Source organism: Arcobacter cryaerophilus gv. crypticus, assembly GCF_002993025.1.
In the GTDB taxonomy this organism is placed as follows: Bacteria; Campylobacterota; Campylobacteria; order Campylobacterales; family Arcobacteraceae; genus Aliarcobacter; species Aliarcobacter cryaerophilus_B.
In genome coordinates this window covers 122,740-138,586 of record NZ_NXGI01000002.1, presented here as the reverse complement: position 1 = coordinate 138,586, position 15,847 = coordinate 122,740, and the positions used below count along the sequence as shown (strand labels likewise).

Sequence of the window (15,847 nt, the reverse complement as noted above, 5' to 3'; positions counted from 1 at the left end):
TTGATTAATTTCCTTTATAAAATGTCTGTGCAAAAACTCTGTTTGCAGTTCCATCAAATGTTCTAATTTTTAACTCATCCATAACTAACTCAATAGCATTTACAGCCCAAGAAGCTTCAAAATCTTCAACTAATCCCATATGATTAATTCTAAAAATTTTTCCAGCTAAATGGTCTTGCCCACCAGCAATATCAACATTGTATTTATTTTTCAAAAGTTTTCTAATCTCATTTGATTGCTCTGTATAAACTGTTGTCATAGCATTTGCTGGAGTTTTTGGATATATTTCAAAACCAATAGCTTTTAAAGCTTCTTGAGTTGCTTTTGCTCTTAGAGCTGTTTTATTATATAAATTATCAAATCCTACTTTTTTTAATTCAACTAAGATAGCTTTTAATCCCATAATTAATGTAGTTGCCGCTGTCCAAGCTGTTGTATTTTTTCTTTGATTTTTTAATTCAGTTGCAAGATTAAAATAATACCCAGCTGATTTTTCTTCAATTTTTTCAACTGCTTTTTGTGATAATCCAATCATCGCAAGACCTGGAGGAAGCATAAATGCTTTTTGACTTCCAGTAATAAGTGCATCAATATTTGTTACATCAATTTTTTCAACACCCAAAGCTGTAATTCCATCTGCTACAATCATTATTTCTGGATTTATTTTTTTAATCTCTTTTGCTATTTCTTCAACAGGATGTCTTAATCCTCCAGCACTTTCACATACTTGAATAAATATAGCATCAATGCTTGAATCATTTTTTATTGTATTTATTACATCTTCAACACTAACAGGAGTATTCCACTCATTTTTTAATTCAGTATAGTCAATATTAAAAGCTTTACAGATCTTTCCAAATCTCTCTCCAAACTTTCCAGAGTTAACTGTAAGTGCTTTTTTTCTAGTAAAATTAGTGATGCAAGCTTCCATAGCTCCTGTTCCACTTGATGCTAACATTAAAACTTCTGGCATATTATAAATTTCAATTAAAAGATTTCTAGTTCTCTCAAAAATTGCTTCAAACTCTTTTGTTCTGTGATGTATCGTAATGTCACTCATAGCTTTTCTTGCAAATTCTGGTACAGGAGTTGGTCCTGGTGTTAATAACATATTAATTATCCTTATTATAAATATTTCATATTTCAGTAAAACGGGATATTTTAGCTAAAAAAAGATTATTAAATGGTTAAAATATATTTTATTAGATATAATTGCACGACTAATTTTATAAGGTAAAAAATGAAAGCAACAAAAATCTTATTCTCAATACTATTATTAACTCCTTTTCTTTGTGCAAAAGAGTTTGTTGTAAATAGTAAAAATTCAAAAGCAAATTTCCAACTAACATACCAAAAAACAAACATAATTGATGGAAGCTTTCAAGATATTAGTGGATTGATAATTTTTGATGAAAAAGAAAATATAATAAAATCAATAGAAGGTTCTGTAGATACAGACTCAGTAACAACTCAAAGTGGAGATTTAGCTACTTTGATAATAAGCGAGAAAATTTTAAATAGCAAAAAATATCCAGAAATTGAGTTTAAAGCAGAAAAAATAACTGATAATAAAGTTTTTGGAGATATTACAATAAATGGTGTAAAAAGAAATATTGAGTTTGATATTGAAAATAGTGGTATCTTTCTTGATAAACTTTATGTAACAATGAGTACAACTTTAAAAAGAAGTTACTTTGATCTGTTTTGGGATGTTTTAGAAGATTTTGGAAGTAGTGCTGTATCAAATGATATTAAAGTTACTATAAATATGGAAGCAACTTTACAAAATGATTTAATTTTTCAACACACAAAAGAGAAAACAAAAAAATAGTATTGACTTTTAATACTAATTAGTAGTATAATTCCGCCAAGGAGTTTTTATGAACAAAAAAAGTCTAAAATCTTATGGTGAAAAAGCCGACAAGTCAATGAAAACGGTTATGAGACTCTTAAGAGTTGCTCATACTTTAAATAACAAGACAGAACTTTTTTTGTCAAAACATACCCTTACATTTAATCAATTTAAAGTTTTAGAAGTTTTATATCACAGAGGTGATCTAAATATAAGTTCAATTACAAAACTTATTATGGGAACTCCTGGAAATACAACTGTTGTTATTAAAAATCTAAATAGAGATGGACTAATTGAGTCAAAAAAAGACCCAAATGATAATAGATCTTCAATTTTATCAATAACTCCCAAAGGAAGTTTGATAATACAAGAGATTTTTCCAAATCATGCTAAAAATTTAAATGAGTTTTTAGATATTTTAGATGATGATGAACTAACAACTTTATATGATTTATTAAATAAAATTTACAAAGAAAAAAAGGATTAAAATGAAAAAGATTACTTTAGGATTATTAAGCATATTTTCAGCAAGTTCATTATTTGCTGGAACTTATAGTGTTGATACATCGCACTCAACAGCTGGATTTACAGTAAAACATATGATGGTTTCAAATGTTGTTGGAAAGATAAAAGATGTATCTGGAACTTATGAATATGATGAAAAAGCAAATACTTTAGTGAGTGTTCAAGGTGAATTAAATGTTGCTTCTATTGATACAGCAGATGAAAAAAGAGATGCACACCTAAAAGCTGATGATATTTTAGATATTGCAAAATTTCCAAAAATAATTTTTAAATCTACAAAAGTAGAAAAAGATGCAGTTTATGGTGATTTAACTATAAAAGGTGTTACAAAAAATATTAAACTAAATCTTGAAAATGGTGGAGCATTAGGTAAAAAATCAGGTTTTTCATTAACTGGAAAGATAAATAGAAGTGATTTTGGAGTAACTTGGAATAAAATTTTAGAAACAGGTGGAGTTGCTGTTAGCGATGAAGTGAAATTAAATATTGATATTGAAGGAAATTTGACTAATTAATTTTAGTCAAATAATATTATGAATCCAACACTATTTATTTCACATGGCGCTCCAAATATAATTTTGAGTGATATAAAATCTAAAAAAAATATAAGAAAATTAGCAAATAGCTTAGAAAAACCAAAATATATAATCATATTTTCAGCACATTATTTAACACGGGATTTAAAAATAGTTTCTCCAAAAACAAATAAAATAATGTATGATTTTTATGGTTTTGAAGATGAATTATATAAAGTAAAATATGAGATAAATAGTGATGAGAAATTAACTTTAGATTTAATCGAGAAATTAAAAAAAGAGAATATTGATATCTCAATCGATGAAAATAGAAAAAGTTATGATCATGGAGTTTGGAATACTCTAGCATTAATGTATGAACATATTGAAATTCCAGTACTACAAATAAGTATTCCTACTTCATATAGTATAAGTCAATTATTTAATCTTGGAGAAAAACTTCAACAATTTAAAGATGAAGCTTTGATTATTTGTAGTGGTGGAATTACCCATAATTTGGGTGATATGAGTATGAACCCAAATATAAGAAATTATGCAAAAGAATTTAATGATGATATTAAAGATATTGTAGAAAATGGAAAAGTTGAAGAGTTAAAAAACATAACTAAAAATAAAAATTTCTATAAAAATCACCCCTCAACTGAACACTTTTTACCAATGTTTATTGCATTTGGTAGTGCTAATAATAAAAAAGGAAAGTCATTTAATAGTGAGATGTTATATTCAAATATCTCAATGGAGAGTTTTATTTTTGATAAAAAAGAGATAGAAAAATGATAAAAAAACTACCAAAAGAGAATATGGGAAAATCAAATCTTGGTTGGTTGCAAAGTCGTTTTCACTTTAGTTTTGCAGAGTATAGAAATCCAGCAAATATGCACTTTGGAGTTTTAAGAGTTTTAAATGATGATTTAATTCAGGCAAAAACTGGATTTGATACTCATCCTCATGATAATATGGAGATTATTTCATATATTGTTGATGGAGAGATTACTCACAAAGACTCTATGGGAAATAGTGAAACTTTAAAAAAAGGTGAAGTTCAGTATCTTAGTGCTGGAGATGGAATATTCCATAGTGAAAGAAATGAGAGCGATAAGATTTTAAGACTTCTACAAATTTGGATAATTCCACCAAAAAAAGGGCTTCCAAGACTTTATGGCTCAAAAAGATATACAAAAGAGAAAAGAGATAATAAATTTTTAAATATAGTATCAAGTCAAGATGGAAATAGTGACATAAAGATATATCAAGATGTAAATATTTATGTTAGTGAATTTGATAAAGAACTAGAGTTTGAAATAAAAGAAGGCAGACAAATCTATTTTGTACAAATTGAAGGAAGCTCAAATATAAATGGAACTATTTTGGATTTTGGTGATGCAATGAAAATTACAAATGAAGATAAAATAGTAATCAATCCTATTTCAAAAAGCCATATTTTGTTTATAGAAATGAAAAAATAATATATTTTAAATTAATCTCAAAATAGATATACTAATTCAATTTTAAGGAGTAAAAATGCTAATTACATTAAATATAAAAAATGAAAGTAAAAAAGATAGTTTTTTAAACTTTTTAGCAACTCTTGATTATATAGAGATTAAATCTCAACAAAATATTAAAAAAAATAACTCAGACAAAAAAGATAAATTTAAAGATTTTGCAGGTTTGTGGCAAGATAGAAATATAACTTTAAAAGATATAAGAGAAAAAGCTTGGAAGTAATATTAGATACAAATATTCTAATAGAGATATTAAAAAATAATAAAGAAACAATCGAACTTGTACAAAAATTTGATACTCATTATATCAGTGTAATAACTGCTATGGAGCTTTATTATGGAGCTTTCAATAAAACAGAACTAAATAAACTAAAAAAATTTGTAGAACTCTTTAATATAATAAATATAAATGAGGAAATATCAGATTTATCTAAAAAGTTAGTTTTCGACTATGCAAAAAGTCACTCTTTGGATATTCCTGATAGTTTAATCGCAGCAACAGCAATGAAAAATAATATAAATTTACTAAGTTATAATAAAAAAGATTTTAAATTTATAAATAATTTAAAACTTTTATAAATTAAATTACTAAAATAGAAAGAAGTAAAATATGGATCCAAAAAAAAGGTTTGATGTAAAAGTAGGTTTAAAAGTAAATATTGTATTAAAAGCAGATCAAAGAACAGGAAAACTGACTCAAGGAGTTGTAAAAGATATTTTAACAAATTCACCAACTCATCCACATGGAATAAAAGTAAGATTGCAAAATGGAGATGTTGGTCGTGTTCAGCAAATACTTTAAAAAAAAGATTAAATTATGAGTATAAAAATTGTTTTAAATGGAGCTGGTAGAATTGGAAAATCAATTTTAAAACAGCTTTTAAATGACGAAAATTTTGAAATTGTAGCAATAAATGAGATAAATCCATCACTTGAAAATATAGTTTATTCAATAAACTATGATTCAACTTATGGAAAACTAAATGATAAATTTAAAGTTATTGAAAACTCTTATATTCAAAATAGCAGACAAAAAATCAAAATTACAAACTACAAAGATATATCAGAGTTAAATTTAGATGGAGTTGATATTTTAATTGATGCAAGTGGTCAAAAAACTGATTTAAATATATTAAGAAATTTAAAAGTAGATAAAATAATTTTAACTCATCCTCAAAAAGATGCCGATATAAATATAGTTTTGGGTGTAAATGAAGAGAACCTAGATATAAAAAATCACAAAATAATATCTACAAGCTCTTGTAATGCAACTGCACTTCTTCCTGCTTTAAAAATAATTGATGATAAAAAAGAGATTCTTTGTGGAGATATTGTAACTATTCATCCACTTTTGAATCATCAAAGAGTTTTAGATGGAAGTTTTGTTCAAAGTGCAACAAGAGATGTTGATTTAAACTTTGAATTTGGAAGAAGCTCAACTCAAAATATAATTCCAAGTCAAACAACTACTATAAAAGCTTGTTCTTATGCTTTAGAAAAGTTTAATTCAAATTTAATAAGCTCAAATTCTCTAAGAGTTCCAACAGATACAGTTGGAGTTATAAATGTAACACTTTTTACAAAAGAAATTTCAAGCAAAGATGAGATAAAAAATCTTTTTTTAGAGTTTGAGAAAAATCAAAAATTTCCAATAGTTTTAAACAATTTTGAAGCACTTGTTTCAAGTGATTTTAAAAAAGAGAAATTTACAACTATAATAGATCATAGATTTTTGGAAGTTAAACAAAATATGATAAAACTTTTACTTTGGTATGACAATGAGTGGGGATATGCCTCTAAAGTTGTTGAGATTTTAAAATATATAGATATAAAAAAAGGCTAGATAAAAATCTAGCCTTTTAATTTTTACAAAAGAGTTTTTATATAAACTCTACTTTTCTCTCTCCAGATTTTAACTCACCAATTACATAACCATCAGTTGAAGCTAAAATCGCATCTACATTTGAAGGATTTACTACAAGTATCATTCCAACACCCATATTAAATGTTCTATACATCTCTTGCTGCTCTACATGATTTGCCATAAATTCAAAAATTGGAAGAACTTTTATTTTACTTCTTTGCACAACTGCTGTTAAATTTTCTGGTAAAACTCTAGGAAGATTTTCAGTAATTCCACCACCTGTAATATGAGCTAGAGCATTTATTTTATCTTTGTTGGCTTTGAACTCTTTTACATAAATTCTTGTTGGCTCAAGTAAAACATCTTTTAATTTTTTTCCTAAAAAATCATCTTCTAAACTCATTCCTAATTTTTCAAGAAGTAATTTTCTAACTAAGCTAAATCCATTTGAGTGAACTCCAGAGCTTGGAAGTGCAATTAAAACATCTCCTGCTTGAACTTTTGAAACACGATCTAGCTCATCTTTTTCAGCAATTCCTACACAAAAACCAGCTAAATCAAAATCTCCCTCTTTGTACATTCCAGGCATCTCAGCTGTCTCACCTCCAATTAGTGCGCACTCACTTCTAATACAACCTTCAGCTATTCCTTTAACAACTTGAGTTGCTTCATTTACTTCAAGTTTTGCAGTTGCATAGTAATCAAGAAAAAATAGTGGCTCTCCAAAGTTACAAAGCAAATCATTTGTACACATGGCAACTAAATCAATCCCAACAGTGTCAAATTTTTTAGCATCAATTGCTAATTTTAATTTTGTTCCAACACCATCTGTTCCAGCTAAAATCACAGGTTTTTTGTAACCACTTGGAAGTTCAAAAGCACCAGCAAAAGAGCCAATTCCTCCAAGAACTCCAGGAATCATTGTAGATTTTACATAAGGTTTGATATTCTCTACAAATTGATTTCCTGCATCTATATCAACTCCTGCATCTTTGTAACTAACTGTTGCCATTTTTTACCTTTTTTCGTAATATTCTTAAATCTTAAGATTTATTAAAAATTTTTCGGTATTATAGCAGACTATTTATAAATTTTAAGGAATTCAAAAATGAAAGATAATATTGCATTTAGTGAAATGATGGTACATATACCACTTTGCACACATAAACTTGCTAAAGATATTTTAGTAGTATCACAAGAAAATAGTGATTTAATAAATGAGCTTGATAGACATAAAAAAGAGTCTAATTACAAGTTTATAGAACTAAACGATTTAGAAAAAATTGAAAACAAATCTTACGACGTAGTAATTTTACCAAATACAAAACTAGATATAAAAATTGTAGGAAAGCTTTTTGATGTTTTAAAAGATGATGGACTTATTGCCTTTGCTTCAAAAGTTTTTTCAAGAGATGATAATAGATTAATTGATGATTTAAAGCTAGTAGGTGAAAAATTTTGGATAGCAATGCCTTATAAATTTGGGCATCAAGCTTCAATAATTGCTTCAAAAAAATATCACCCAACGGCTGACTTAAATCTTCAAAGAGCAGATTTTCTTGATGATTTAGAATATTATTCAAGTGAAATTCATACAGCTTCTTTTGTTTTCCCAGCAAAACAACATAAAGATTTAACTGGTATTGCAAAAAGATAGTATGAAACAATCACAAGAAGATAGTTTTAAAAATGCAATTGCACTAACAGGAGGAATTGCAACTGGTAAAAGTACAGTTTGCAACCTTCTAAAACTTCATGGTTTTTTGATAATAGATGCTGATAAAATAGCTCATAAACTATTAGATGAAAATAGTCAAAAAATAGAACAACTTTTTGGAAAACAATATGTTGAAAATGGAAAAGTTTTAAGAAAAGAGTTAGGTAAAATAATATTTTCTAATGAAAAAAATAAACTAAAACTTGAAGCACTACTTCATCCACTAATTTTTCAGAAAATTGAAAAAGAGGCAAAAGTCTTTGAAGAACAAAATAAACCTTATATTGTTGATATTCCTCTATTTTTTGAAAAAATGCACTACCCTATTTCTAAATCAATTGTTATTTACACTCCAAAAGATTTACAAATAAAAAGATTACAAAATAGAGATAATATTACCAAAGAAGAGGCTATATTGAAAATTTCAAATCAGATGGATATTGAAGAAAAAAAATCTTTGGGTACTTATATAATAGACAACTCAAAAGATTTAAAACATCTTCAAAATGAAGTAGAAGATTTAATCTCAAAGGTGTTGAATTAGCTCCCACTTTTATTAGGAGCTAATTTTTACTCTGCTACATTTATATCAATACCTTGCTTTAAAAGTTCATCCTGTCTAACTCTTAAATAATCCAAATAAGTTTTTGGATACTGTACATAGTGTTTTCCACTAACATATCTTAAAACCTCTTTGAAGTGAAAAGGAAAAAGTAAAGCATCTATTGTTGAAATTAACTTTTTATCATTATAAAGCAAAATTCCTGGTCTGTAATCTAAATTCATTTTCTCAACCAAAGATTTTGGTGTAGTTTTTTCACCTGTTGGTAAAATTAACTCTTTTGTACTATTTGCATCAACTCTAATAATTGTAAATTTTGAAAACTCATCAATTACATCTTTGTTTGTTAAGATTTTATTATGAAAATGGTCGCATTGAATACAACTTTTATCTTCAAAAATAATTGCAACAGGAGTTTTTATTTTTGATAAATCATTTAACTCTTTAAACATTTTATTTGGAATAAAAGTGTATGTATCTTTTTTATTTACACTACTTAAGTATGTTGTAAAATCGATTTTTTCATAAGATTTTGTTTGTATAAAATCCAAAATATATTGAAAATCTGTACTATTTCTATATCCATTTACTCTAGCTACTATCTCTTTATTTGAGTTAAAAATAATAAGTGTTGGACTGTATTGAATTTTTAATTTTTCTGTTAAATCTTTTTCAGTTAAAACATCTCCATCAACCCAAGTTAATTCACGACTTCCTTTAACATTTAGTTCAATAACATCAAAATTATTTTTGATAAATTGGCTAGTTTTGTTATCTTCTTCAAAACTCTCTTTTAGCATTTTTGAACAATATGGACAACCTTCAAAATCCAAAAATATCATAAAATGCTTATTTTTTTCGCTAGCTTCTTCAATATCTTCACTTATATCTAAAAAACTATCCTTAAACCAACTAGGTATTTCATGACTTGAAGACCCAATAACTTTACCCTCTTTTGCATTTAAATTTGAAGCAACGAGTATTGCAACAAAAATTAAAAATAAACGACTAAAAACAAACTTCATAATCTCTCCTATTTTAAAATAAATTTGATTCTATTCAAATTATGATTATAAAAAGCTATAAATTTGAATTCTTTAATCTAAAAATGATAGAATTCTTTTTATAAAAAAAAATTTACTATAAATATAATTTAATCTTATGATAAAAATCTATAAGAATAAATTGTGTTTATATGAAATCTTAAAAAAAATTTATGTAAAAGGATTTAAAATGAGCGAAAAAGACGGGTTTGTAGAAAAAACTTCTTATCGTAAAAAGAGATATTTTGTTTATGCTATTGTTTCAATAGTATCATTAGTAATTCCGTTTATTAAAGTAAATGGAAATCAATTATTCTTATTATCTTTTGATAAAAAACAGTTTCATCTTATGGGAACTTCTTTTGATATGCAAGAGTTATACTTAATGCCATTTTTATTAATGTTGTTATTTATAGGAATTTTTGCAATAACTTCAATTGGTGGAAGAGCTTGGTGTGGTTGGGCATGTCCTCAAACAATTTTTAGAGTAATTTACAGAGATTTAATTGAATCTACACTTTTAAAACTTAGAAGAATAAAAAATAAACAAAAAAATATTGATTTAAGTAAAAATGGAAATAAATTCAAAAAATTTATTGGTGTTATTTTATGGTCTATTTTATCTTTAGTTGCTGCATCAAACTTTATGTGGTATTTCGTACCGCCACAAGATTTCTTTGCATATATTCAAGACCCTCTTGAGCATATGTTTTTAATAGGAATTGTTTTAAGTATAACTGCATTTTTAATCTACGATGTAATTATTTTAAAAGAAGATTTCTGTGTATATATTTGTCCATATTCAAGGGTGCAATCTGTTTTATATGATGACAATACATATCAAGCAATCTACTCTACGAACAGAGGTGGAAAAATATACGATGAAAAAAAAGAAAAAGTTGTTTGGAAAATAAAAGATTTACCAGACCCAGCAAATGAGTGTACTGCTTGTGAAGCTTGTGTTACTGTTTGCCCTACTCACATTGATATTAGAAAAGGAATGCAGCTTGAGTGCATAAACTGTCTTGAGTGTGTAGATGCTTGTGCAACAGTTATGGGAAAACTTGGAAAACCTTCTTTGGTTCAATGGTCAAATACAAACACTATTGTTGAAAATAAACCAACAAAACTTCTTAGAAAAACAACAATTATGTATTTTATATCTATTGCTATTACTTTTGCTCTGCTTTTTGTTATGAGTGGAGAAAAAGAGTATATGCTTCTAAATGTGAATAAAGATACAGAACTTTATAAAATAAAAGAGGGAAATGTTGTATCAAATAACTATTTATTACTTTTCCAAAATACTGAGTCAAAAACTTTAACTTATGAATTAGAAATAGTAGATAATCCTGATATAAAAATCACAAGATTTGAACCATTTACTTTAAGTCCTGGAAAAATGGCAAAAAAAATTGTAATTCTTGAAACAGATAAACTTTTAGTAGATAATAATCTAAAAGATACTCCTATTACAGTAACTCTTAAAGCTTATGCAAAAGAGGATCCAGAAAAAGTAAAAGTATTTAGAAAAGCTACTTTTTTCTTCCCAAGATCAGATAAACTTAAATAACATAAGCAAAGTGCTTCGGCACGATGCTTGTTTAAATTGCTTATTATAAACTTTTAGATAAAATCACAGCTTATATATTTTACAAATTTAATAATTTTTATGGAGTATTTTAATGACAAAATTCATTTTTGTAACAGGTGGAGTTTTAAGCTCTTTAGGAAAAGGAATTACATCAGCTTCAATTGCTACAATATTAAAGCAATCTGGGTTTAAAGTAAGTATGTTAAAAATCGACCCGTACTTAAATGTAGATCCAGGAACTATGAGTCCTTTAGAGCATGGAGAAGTTTTTGTAACAGCTGATGGAGCTGAAACTGACCTTGATTTAGGAAATTATGAAAGATTTATTGATATAACTTTAACAAAAATAAATAGTTTTACAACAGGTCAAGTGTATCAAAGCGTAATAAAAAGAGAAAGAGAAGGTGGATATCTAGGAAAAACTATTCAAGTAATTCCTCATGTTGTTGATGAGATAAAAGATAGAATTTATCAAGCTGCGGATGGAAATGAATTTTTAATAATTGAAATTGGTGGAACTGTTGGAGATATTGAAAGTCTTCCATTCTTAGAAGCTATTAGATCAATTAGACACGAACTTCCAAAATCAAACACTATGAATATTCATGTTAGCTTAGTTCCTTTTATAAAAGCGGCTGGTGAGCTTAAAACAAAACCAACTCAACACTCAGTTCAAGAGTTAAGAAGAATTGGAATAACTCCTCATATGCTTGTTTGCAGAACAGAACAGGAACTTCCAAAAGCACTTAAAGACAAATTAGCTCTATCTTGTGATATTGATAGAAATGCAGTTATTGAAGCAGGAGATGCAAAGTCTATATATCAAGTTCCTCTTCATTTTATAAAAGAGGGAATTTTAACTCCTCTTCAAGAGCATTTTAATATTAAAATCAAACCAAATATGGAAAAATGGGATAGACTTGTAAAAAATATTCTAGTTCCTCAAGATGAAGTTACTATTGCTTTTGTTGGAAAATATCTTGATTTAAAAGAGTCATATAAATCTTTAACGGAATCTTTAATTCACGCAGGAGCTCATCTAAATACAAAAATAAATATTCACTGGTGTGATAGCGAAAGAATAGAAGATTTAGGAGCTTATGAGGTTATTGGAAATGTAGATGCTATTTTAGTAGCTGGTGGATTTGGTGCAAGAGGTGTAAAAGGAAAACTTGATGCTATCAAATATGCGAGAGAAAATAAAATAGTATTTTTAGGGATTTGCCTAGGAATGCAACTAGCAATAATCGAATTTGCTAGAAATGTTTTAGGAATTGAAGATGCAAACTCTATTGAATTTAATAGTGAAACAAAAAATCCTTTAATCTATTTAATTGATGAATTTATGGATCAAAGTGGAAACAAACAACTAAGAACTAGCAAATCACCAATGGGTGGAACTATGAGATTAGGAGAGTATCCATTTGAGCCATTAAAAGGTTCAAAACTACAAAAAGCATATGGAAATGAAGATGTATATTTTGAAAGACATAGACACAGATATGAAGCTAATCCTAAATATAAAGAACAATTAGAAACAGCTGGAATGATTATTTCAGGTCAATCAAATGGTTTAATTGAAGCGGTTGAATTAAAAGATCATCCTTGGTTTGTAGGAGTTCAATTTCATCCTGAATTTACATCTCATTTAGAGACACCAAATCCTATAATTCTGGATTTTGTAAGAAAAGCTAATTCTTCTAAATAATGTCGAAAATCACAAAGGATAGACTTTTTGAAATCTTAAATGCAAGACATTTGAATAATCCATATTCAAAACTTGCATCTATTCCATCTTTTAATAACTTCAAAGATATAAATATTGCTACAAAAAGAGTAAAACAAGCTATTTTAAATGGTGAGAAAATAACTATTGTTGGGGATTATGATGTAGATGGTATTGTGTCTACTACTATTATGATAGATTTTTTCAACTCTTTGGGCATAAAAGTTGATTATATTATTCCAAATAGATTTGAACATGGTTATGGTTTATCTGTTAAAATTGTTGATATGATTGATAGTGGTTTAGTAATTACTGTTGATAATGGAATAACTGCATATGAAGCATCTTTAAAACTAAAAGAGAAAAACATTGATTTAATAATCACAGATCACCATACTGTTGGAGATAAAGTTCCAATAGCTCTTGCAATTATTAACCCAAAACAAAAAGATTGTAATTTTGAATTTAAAGAAATTTGTGGTGCTCAAGTTGCTTGGTATTTTTGTGCTGCAATAAAAAATGAGATGAACTATGATATAAATATGAGTTCATATTTAGACCTTTTATGTTTAGCAATAATTGCAGATATTATGCCAATGACTAGCCTTAACTACACTATGGTAAGACAAGGATTAAAAAAGATAAAAAACTCTTCTAGAGAAGCTTTTAAGCTTTTAAATTTGCACCTAAAGAAGGATATTTTAGTTTCTGATGATATTGGATTTACAATTGCTCCAAAGTTAAATAGTGCAGGAAGAATGGATGATGCAACTCTTGCATTAAAGTTTTTATTGTCAAAAGACCAATCTAGCGCATATGAAAGTTTAGCTGTTTTAGATGAATTAAATAATTACAGAAAAACTATTCAAGAAAGAATTTCTAATGAAGCAGAACAAAAATCAAATAAAGAAGATAGAGCTGTAATTGTTTGGGCTGAAGATTGGCATGAGGGAATTATTGGTATTGTTGCTTCAAAGCTATCAAATAGTCAAAAAAAACCTGCCTTTATATTTTCAATACAAAATGGCATTGCAAAAGGTAGTGCAAGAGCAAACTCAAATATAAATTTATATGATTTAATCTCAAAAGCTTCTCATATTCTTTTAGGTTTTGGTGGACATAAAAATGCTGCTGGTCTATCTTTATTGGAAAAAAACTTAAATGAGTTTAAAGAGATAATAAACAAAGAGCTTGAAGCATCGGACGATATATTACACAATGAGTTTATAACTTTGGGTGAACTTGATGTTAGTAGTGTAGATTTAGAATTTATCTCTATTATTGAAAGTTTTGAACCTTATGGACTTGAAAATAATCGACCATTTTTTAGAGTTTCAAATGCAAATCTTATAAAATCAGAACTTATAGGTAAAGATAAAAATCATCTAAAATTAACTTTAAGTAGTGATGGATTTGTGTTTGAAGCCTTAAAGTTTTTTAACTCAAATACAAACTTAAATAATAAATTGGATTTGATAATATCAATTTCAAAAAATGAGTTTAGAGGAGTAATTACTCCATCTTTTTTAATTCAAGAGTTTTTATAAGACCATAGGTCTTCTAATACTATTTCTAAACTCAGTATCTCTATTTTGAGATATTCCTTCAAGATCTAATATTTCGCTATCAAGGTCTGTTCTTGCAAAAGATGAGCTAAGTATATTTCCACTATTTATATCTATTAATTTTATAAAAAGATTTAAACTTTTATTAGAAATAGAGTAAGTTCCAACAACTGCATATCTTGATTTAATATTATCACTTAAAATTCTATTTTTTTCTCTAGTTAAAAGATTAAAACCAGATGGTCCAAATTCAAACTCTTTCCCAAGCTCTATCTCTTTTACAATAACATCTAAAGATGATAACCTATCTTTTAAAAGATTTGATAATAAAAAACCAAGTTGAGATCTATTCTTCAAGTTATCAAGATTTACAAAATCAGATACCAAAACAACCTCATCGTAAGATACATTTCTCTTTATTTTGATAGCCGATTTTTTTACCATATCGTTTATCATTGAATCAAAATTTGTATTTTTTGAAATTGGGTCTTTATATGCTCCACAAGAGGCTAAAAAAAGTGTTAAGAGTATTAAAGATAGATAAAACCTAAATACTCTTAATTTTTCAAAAGTCATAAAACTATTTCTCTTTTACAATTTTGATAGTTCTCATAGGGGGACAATCTCCAAACATTGTACAATCATGAGCTAAACCATGAAGGTAAGTAGATCTTGCACTTGTGATTACTTTTCCAGTTATATTATCAATAACTCTTGCATTTAAAATCACTTTACCATTTTGTCTTGAGTAAGTTCCTACAACAACATAAGTACTAGGAACCTCTTTTTTTAGTTCATGTGGTTTTCTACTTAAAAAATATTCACCCTTATCATTTATAGAAATAGCCATTTGACCTCTAAACTCAATTAGATTAAAGCCTCTATTTGATAGCTCATCAATCATACTTTCACCAACAACTCTTCCAAACTCTGAAGTTGTTTTGAATTGATCTAATCTTACAAAAGAAGTTACAATTAATGGCTTGCTTGTATCGAGTTTTTTATTTATCATCATTTGTGTTGCAAGAGAAGCTATAGTTGCTTCTAAACTATTTTGAACTGTAATATTCTCTTGTTTATAGTTCGCAACATTCATACCAGCTTTCATCTGATTTACTTTATCTGATTCAGTTTGAACCTCTTTGTTTTTTTGAGTACAACCTGAAAGAATAGTTATAAAACATACAAAAATAGCAAATTTTAAAATCTGTTTAGACATTTACAATCCCCTTTTTAAATTCCTAAGATTTTATTTAAAATTTACTTATATATCCTTTATAAAAGCTTATATAAACCAAAATTCAATATAATAAGCTTCAAATTTGAGTTAAGCTTCATTATTGAAGCTCTTTAGGATT

19 protein-coding genes are annotated in these 15,847 nt (G+C 27.1%); 14 read left to right on the top strand and 5 right to left on the bottom strand.

Annotated elements, in window-relative coordinates:
• Nucleotides 1-4: 4 nt before the first annotated feature.
• On the bottom strand, nt 5-1,111 hold the full coding sequence (locus tag CJ670_RS01090; protein ID WP_105938543.1) for a pyridoxal-phosphate-dependent aminotransferase family protein: 1,107 nt from the start codon (nt 1,109-1,111) through the stop codon (nt 5-7).
• A gap of 129 nt (nt 1,112-1,240) precedes the next feature.
• Between CJ670_RS01090 and CJ670_RS01085 the strand changes: the two genes are divergently transcribed.
• From CJ670_RS01085 to CJ670_RS01045, 9 genes are read left to right on the top strand one after another with little or no spacing between them, the layout of a single operon-like run.
• On the top strand, nt 1,241-1,831 hold the full coding sequence (locus CJ670_RS01085; RefSeq protein WP_105938542.1) for a YceI family protein: 591 nt from the start codon (nt 1,241-1,243) through the stop codon (nt 1,829-1,831).
• Between the two features lie 49 nt (nt 1,832-1,880).
• Nucleotides 1,881-2,339, top strand: a complete 459-nt coding sequence (locus CJ670_RS01080; RefSeq protein ID WP_105938541.1) for a MarR family winged helix-turn-helix transcriptional regulator — start codon at nt 1,881-1,883, stop codon at nt 2,337-2,339.
• Nucleotide 2,340: 1 nt separating this feature from the next.
• Nucleotides 2,341-2,892 carry a YceI family protein gene (locus tag CJ670_RS01075; protein WP_105938540.1) on the top strand — a complete coding sequence of 184 codons (552 nt, stop codon included), beginning with the start codon at nt 2,341-2,343 and terminating at the stop codon, nt 2,890-2,892.
• 18 nt (nt 2,893-2,910) lie between these two features.
• Nucleotides 2,911-3,690, top strand: a complete 780-nt coding sequence (locus CJ670_RS01070) for a DODA-type extradiol aromatic ring-opening family dioxygenase (RefSeq protein ID WP_105938539.1) — start codon at nt 2,911-2,913, stop codon at nt 3,688-3,690.
• On the top strand, nt 3,687-4,379 hold the full coding sequence (locus tag CJ670_RS01065) for a pirin family protein (RefSeq protein WP_105938538.1): 693 nt from the start codon (nt 3,687-3,689) through the stop codon (nt 4,377-4,379). Before CJ670_RS01070 ends, CJ670_RS01065 begins: the two co-directional genes overlap by 4 nt.
• 55 nt (nt 4,380-4,434) lie before the next feature.
• Nucleotides 4,435-4,641 (top strand): hypothetical protein, encoded by a 207-nt coding sequence (locus tag CJ670_RS01060; protein WP_105911373.1) that lies wholly within the window; start codon nt 4,435-4,437, stop codon nt 4,639-4,641.
• On the top strand, nt 4,632-4,997 hold the full coding sequence (locus CJ670_RS01055; RefSeq protein WP_105938537.1) for a type II toxin-antitoxin system VapC family toxin: 366 nt from the start codon (nt 4,632-4,634) through the stop codon (nt 4,995-4,997). The genes CJ670_RS01060 and CJ670_RS01055 overlap by 10 nt, the downstream gene beginning before the upstream one ends.
• A 31-nt stretch (nt 4,998-5,028) precedes the next feature.
• A complete protein-coding gene (locus CJ670_RS01050) occupies nt 5,029-5,220 on the top strand; it encodes a YwbE family protein (protein WP_066156723.1) in 192 nt (63 codons plus the stop codon).
• 15 nt (nt 5,221-5,235) lie between these two features.
• Nucleotides 5,236-6,261 carry a glyceraldehyde 3-phosphate dehydrogenase NAD-binding domain-containing protein gene (locus CJ670_RS01045; protein WP_105938536.1) on the top strand — a complete coding sequence of 342 codons (1,026 nt, stop codon included), beginning with the start codon at nt 5,236-5,238 and terminating at the stop codon, nt 6,259-6,261.
• Between the two features lie 37 nt (nt 6,262-6,298).
• Here CJ670_RS01045 and purM read toward each other — a convergent pair whose 3' ends face one another.
• The gene (gene purM, locus CJ670_RS01040) at nt 6,299-7,294 is read right to left on the bottom strand and encodes a phosphoribosylformylglycinamidine cyclo-ligase (protein WP_105938535.1); all 996 of its coding nucleotides are present in this window, start codon (nt 7,292-7,294) and stop codon (nt 6,299-6,301) included.
• A 96-nt stretch (nt 7,295-7,390) separates the two neighbouring features.
• Here purM and CJ670_RS01035 point away from each other — a divergent pair, with 96 nt between their 5' ends.
• The gene (locus tag CJ670_RS01035) at nt 7,391-7,939 is read left to right on the top strand and encodes a class I SAM-dependent methyltransferase (RefSeq protein ID WP_105938534.1); all 549 of its coding nucleotides are present in this window, start codon (nt 7,391-7,393) and stop codon (nt 7,937-7,939) included.
• A 1-nt stretch (nt 7,940) separates the two neighbouring features.
• On the top strand, nt 7,941-8,543 hold the full coding sequence (coaE, locus tag CJ670_RS01030) for a dephospho-CoA kinase (protein WP_105938751.1): 603 nt from the start codon (nt 7,941-7,943) through the stop codon (nt 8,541-8,543).
• Nucleotides 8,544-8,569: 26 nt separating this feature from the next.
• Here coaE and CJ670_RS01025 read toward each other — a convergent pair whose 3' ends face one another.
• Nucleotides 8,570-9,586, bottom strand: a complete 1,017-nt coding sequence (locus CJ670_RS01025; protein ID WP_105938533.1) for a thioredoxin family protein — start codon at nt 9,584-9,586, stop codon at nt 8,570-8,572.
• Between the two features lie 208 nt (nt 9,587-9,794).
• Between CJ670_RS01025 and ccoG the strand changes: the two genes are divergently transcribed.
• The 3 genes from ccoG (at nt 9,795) to recJ (ending at nt 14,471) form a co-directional block, all read left to right on the top strand.
• Nucleotides 9,795-11,177 (top strand): cytochrome c oxidase accessory protein CcoG, encoded by a 1,383-nt coding sequence (gene ccoG / locus CJ670_RS01020; protein ID WP_105938532.1) that lies wholly within the window; start codon nt 9,795-9,797, stop codon nt 11,175-11,177.
• Between the two features lie 112 nt (nt 11,178-11,289).
• Nucleotides 11,290-12,906, top strand: a complete 1,617-nt coding sequence (locus CJ670_RS01015) for a CTP synthase (protein WP_105911365.1) — start codon at nt 11,290-11,292, stop codon at nt 12,904-12,906.
• The gene (gene recJ / locus CJ670_RS01010) at nt 12,906-14,471 is read left to right on the top strand and encodes a single-stranded-DNA-specific exonuclease RecJ (RefSeq protein ID WP_105911364.1); all 1,566 of its coding nucleotides are present in this window, start codon (nt 12,906-12,908) and stop codon (nt 14,469-14,471) included. The genes CJ670_RS01015 and recJ overlap by 1 nt, the downstream gene beginning before the upstream one ends.
• On the opposite strand, the gene CJ670_RS01005 is transcribed toward recJ, so the two are convergent.
• On the bottom strand, nt 14,466-15,065 hold the full coding sequence (locus CJ670_RS01005) for a FlgO family outer membrane protein (RefSeq protein ID WP_105911363.1): 600 nt from the start codon (nt 15,063-15,065) through the stop codon (nt 14,466-14,468). The genes recJ and CJ670_RS01005 overlap by 6 nt on opposite strands.
• A gap of 4 nt (nt 15,066-15,069) precedes the next feature.
• Nucleotides 15,070-15,708: a FlgO family outer membrane protein gene (locus CJ670_RS01000; protein WP_105938531.1), complete on the bottom strand. Its 639-nt coding sequence runs from the start codon at nt 15,706-15,708 to the stop codon at nt 15,070-15,072.
• Nucleotides 15,709-15,847: the final 139 nt, after the last annotated feature.

Excerpts from the sequence above, each read along its gene's own strand:
- CJ670_RS01090 (WP_105938543.1), bottom strand. The coding sequence starts at position 1,111 with ATGTTATTAACACCAGGACCAACTCCTGTACCAGAATTTGCAAGAAAA.
- CJ670_RS01085 (WP_105938542.1), top strand. The coding sequence starts at position 1,241 with ATGAAAGCAACAAAAATCTTATTCTCAATACTATTATTAACTCCTTTT.
- CJ670_RS01080 (WP_105938541.1), top strand. The coding sequence starts at position 1,881 with ATGAACAAAAAAAGTCTAAAATCTTATGGTGAAAAAGCCGACAAGTCA.
- CJ670_RS01075 (WP_105938540.1), top strand. The coding sequence starts at position 2,341 with ATGAAAAAGATTACTTTAGGATTATTAAGCATATTTTCAGCAAGTTCA.
- CJ670_RS01070 (WP_105938539.1), top strand. The coding sequence starts at position 2,911 with ATGAATCCAACACTATTTATTTCACATGGCGCTCCAAATATAATTTTG.
- CJ670_RS01065 (WP_105938538.1), top strand. The coding sequence starts at position 3,687 with ATGATAAAAAAACTACCAAAAGAGAATATGGGAAAATCAAATCTTGGT.
- CJ670_RS01060 (WP_105911373.1), top strand. The coding sequence starts at position 4,435 with ATGCTAATTACATTAAATATAAAAAATGAAAGTAAAAAAGATAGTTTT.
- CJ670_RS01050 (WP_066156723.1), top strand. The coding sequence starts at position 5,029 with ATGGATCCAAAAAAAAGGTTTGATGTAAAAGTAGGTTTAAAAGTAAAT.
- CJ670_RS01045 (WP_105938536.1), top strand. The coding sequence starts at position 5,236 with ATGAGTATAAAAATTGTTTTAAATGGAGCTGGTAGAATTGGAAAATCA.
- purM (WP_105938535.1), bottom strand. The coding sequence starts at position 7,294 with ATGGCAACAGTTAGTTACAAAGATGCAGGAGTTGATATAGATGCAGGA.
- CJ670_RS01035 (WP_105938534.1), top strand. The coding sequence starts at position 7,391 with ATGAAAGATAATATTGCATTTAGTGAAATGATGGTACATATACCACTT.
- coaE (WP_105938751.1), top strand. The coding sequence starts at position 7,941 with ATGAAACAATCACAAGAAGATAGTTTTAAAAATGCAATTGCACTAACA.
- CJ670_RS01025 (WP_105938533.1), bottom strand. The coding sequence starts at position 9,586 with ATGAAGTTTGTTTTTAGTCGTTTATTTTTAATTTTTGTTGCAATACTC.
- ccoG (WP_105938532.1), top strand. The coding sequence starts at position 9,795 with ATGAGCGAAAAAGACGGGTTTGTAGAAAAAACTTCTTATCGTAAAAAG.
- CJ670_RS01015 (WP_105911365.1), top strand. The coding sequence starts at position 11,290 with ATGACAAAATTCATTTTTGTAACAGGTGGAGTTTTAAGCTCTTTAGGA.
- recJ (WP_105911364.1), top strand. The coding sequence starts at position 12,906 with ATGTCGAAAATCACAAAGGATAGACTTTTTGAAATCTTAAATGCAAGA.
- CJ670_RS01005 (WP_105911363.1), bottom strand. The coding sequence starts at position 15,065 with ATGACTTTTGAAAAATTAAGAGTATTTAGGTTTTATCTATCTTTAATA.
- CJ670_RS01000 (WP_105938531.1), bottom strand. The coding sequence starts at position 15,708 with ATGTCTAAACAGATTTTAAAATTTGCTATTTTTGTATGTTTTATAACT.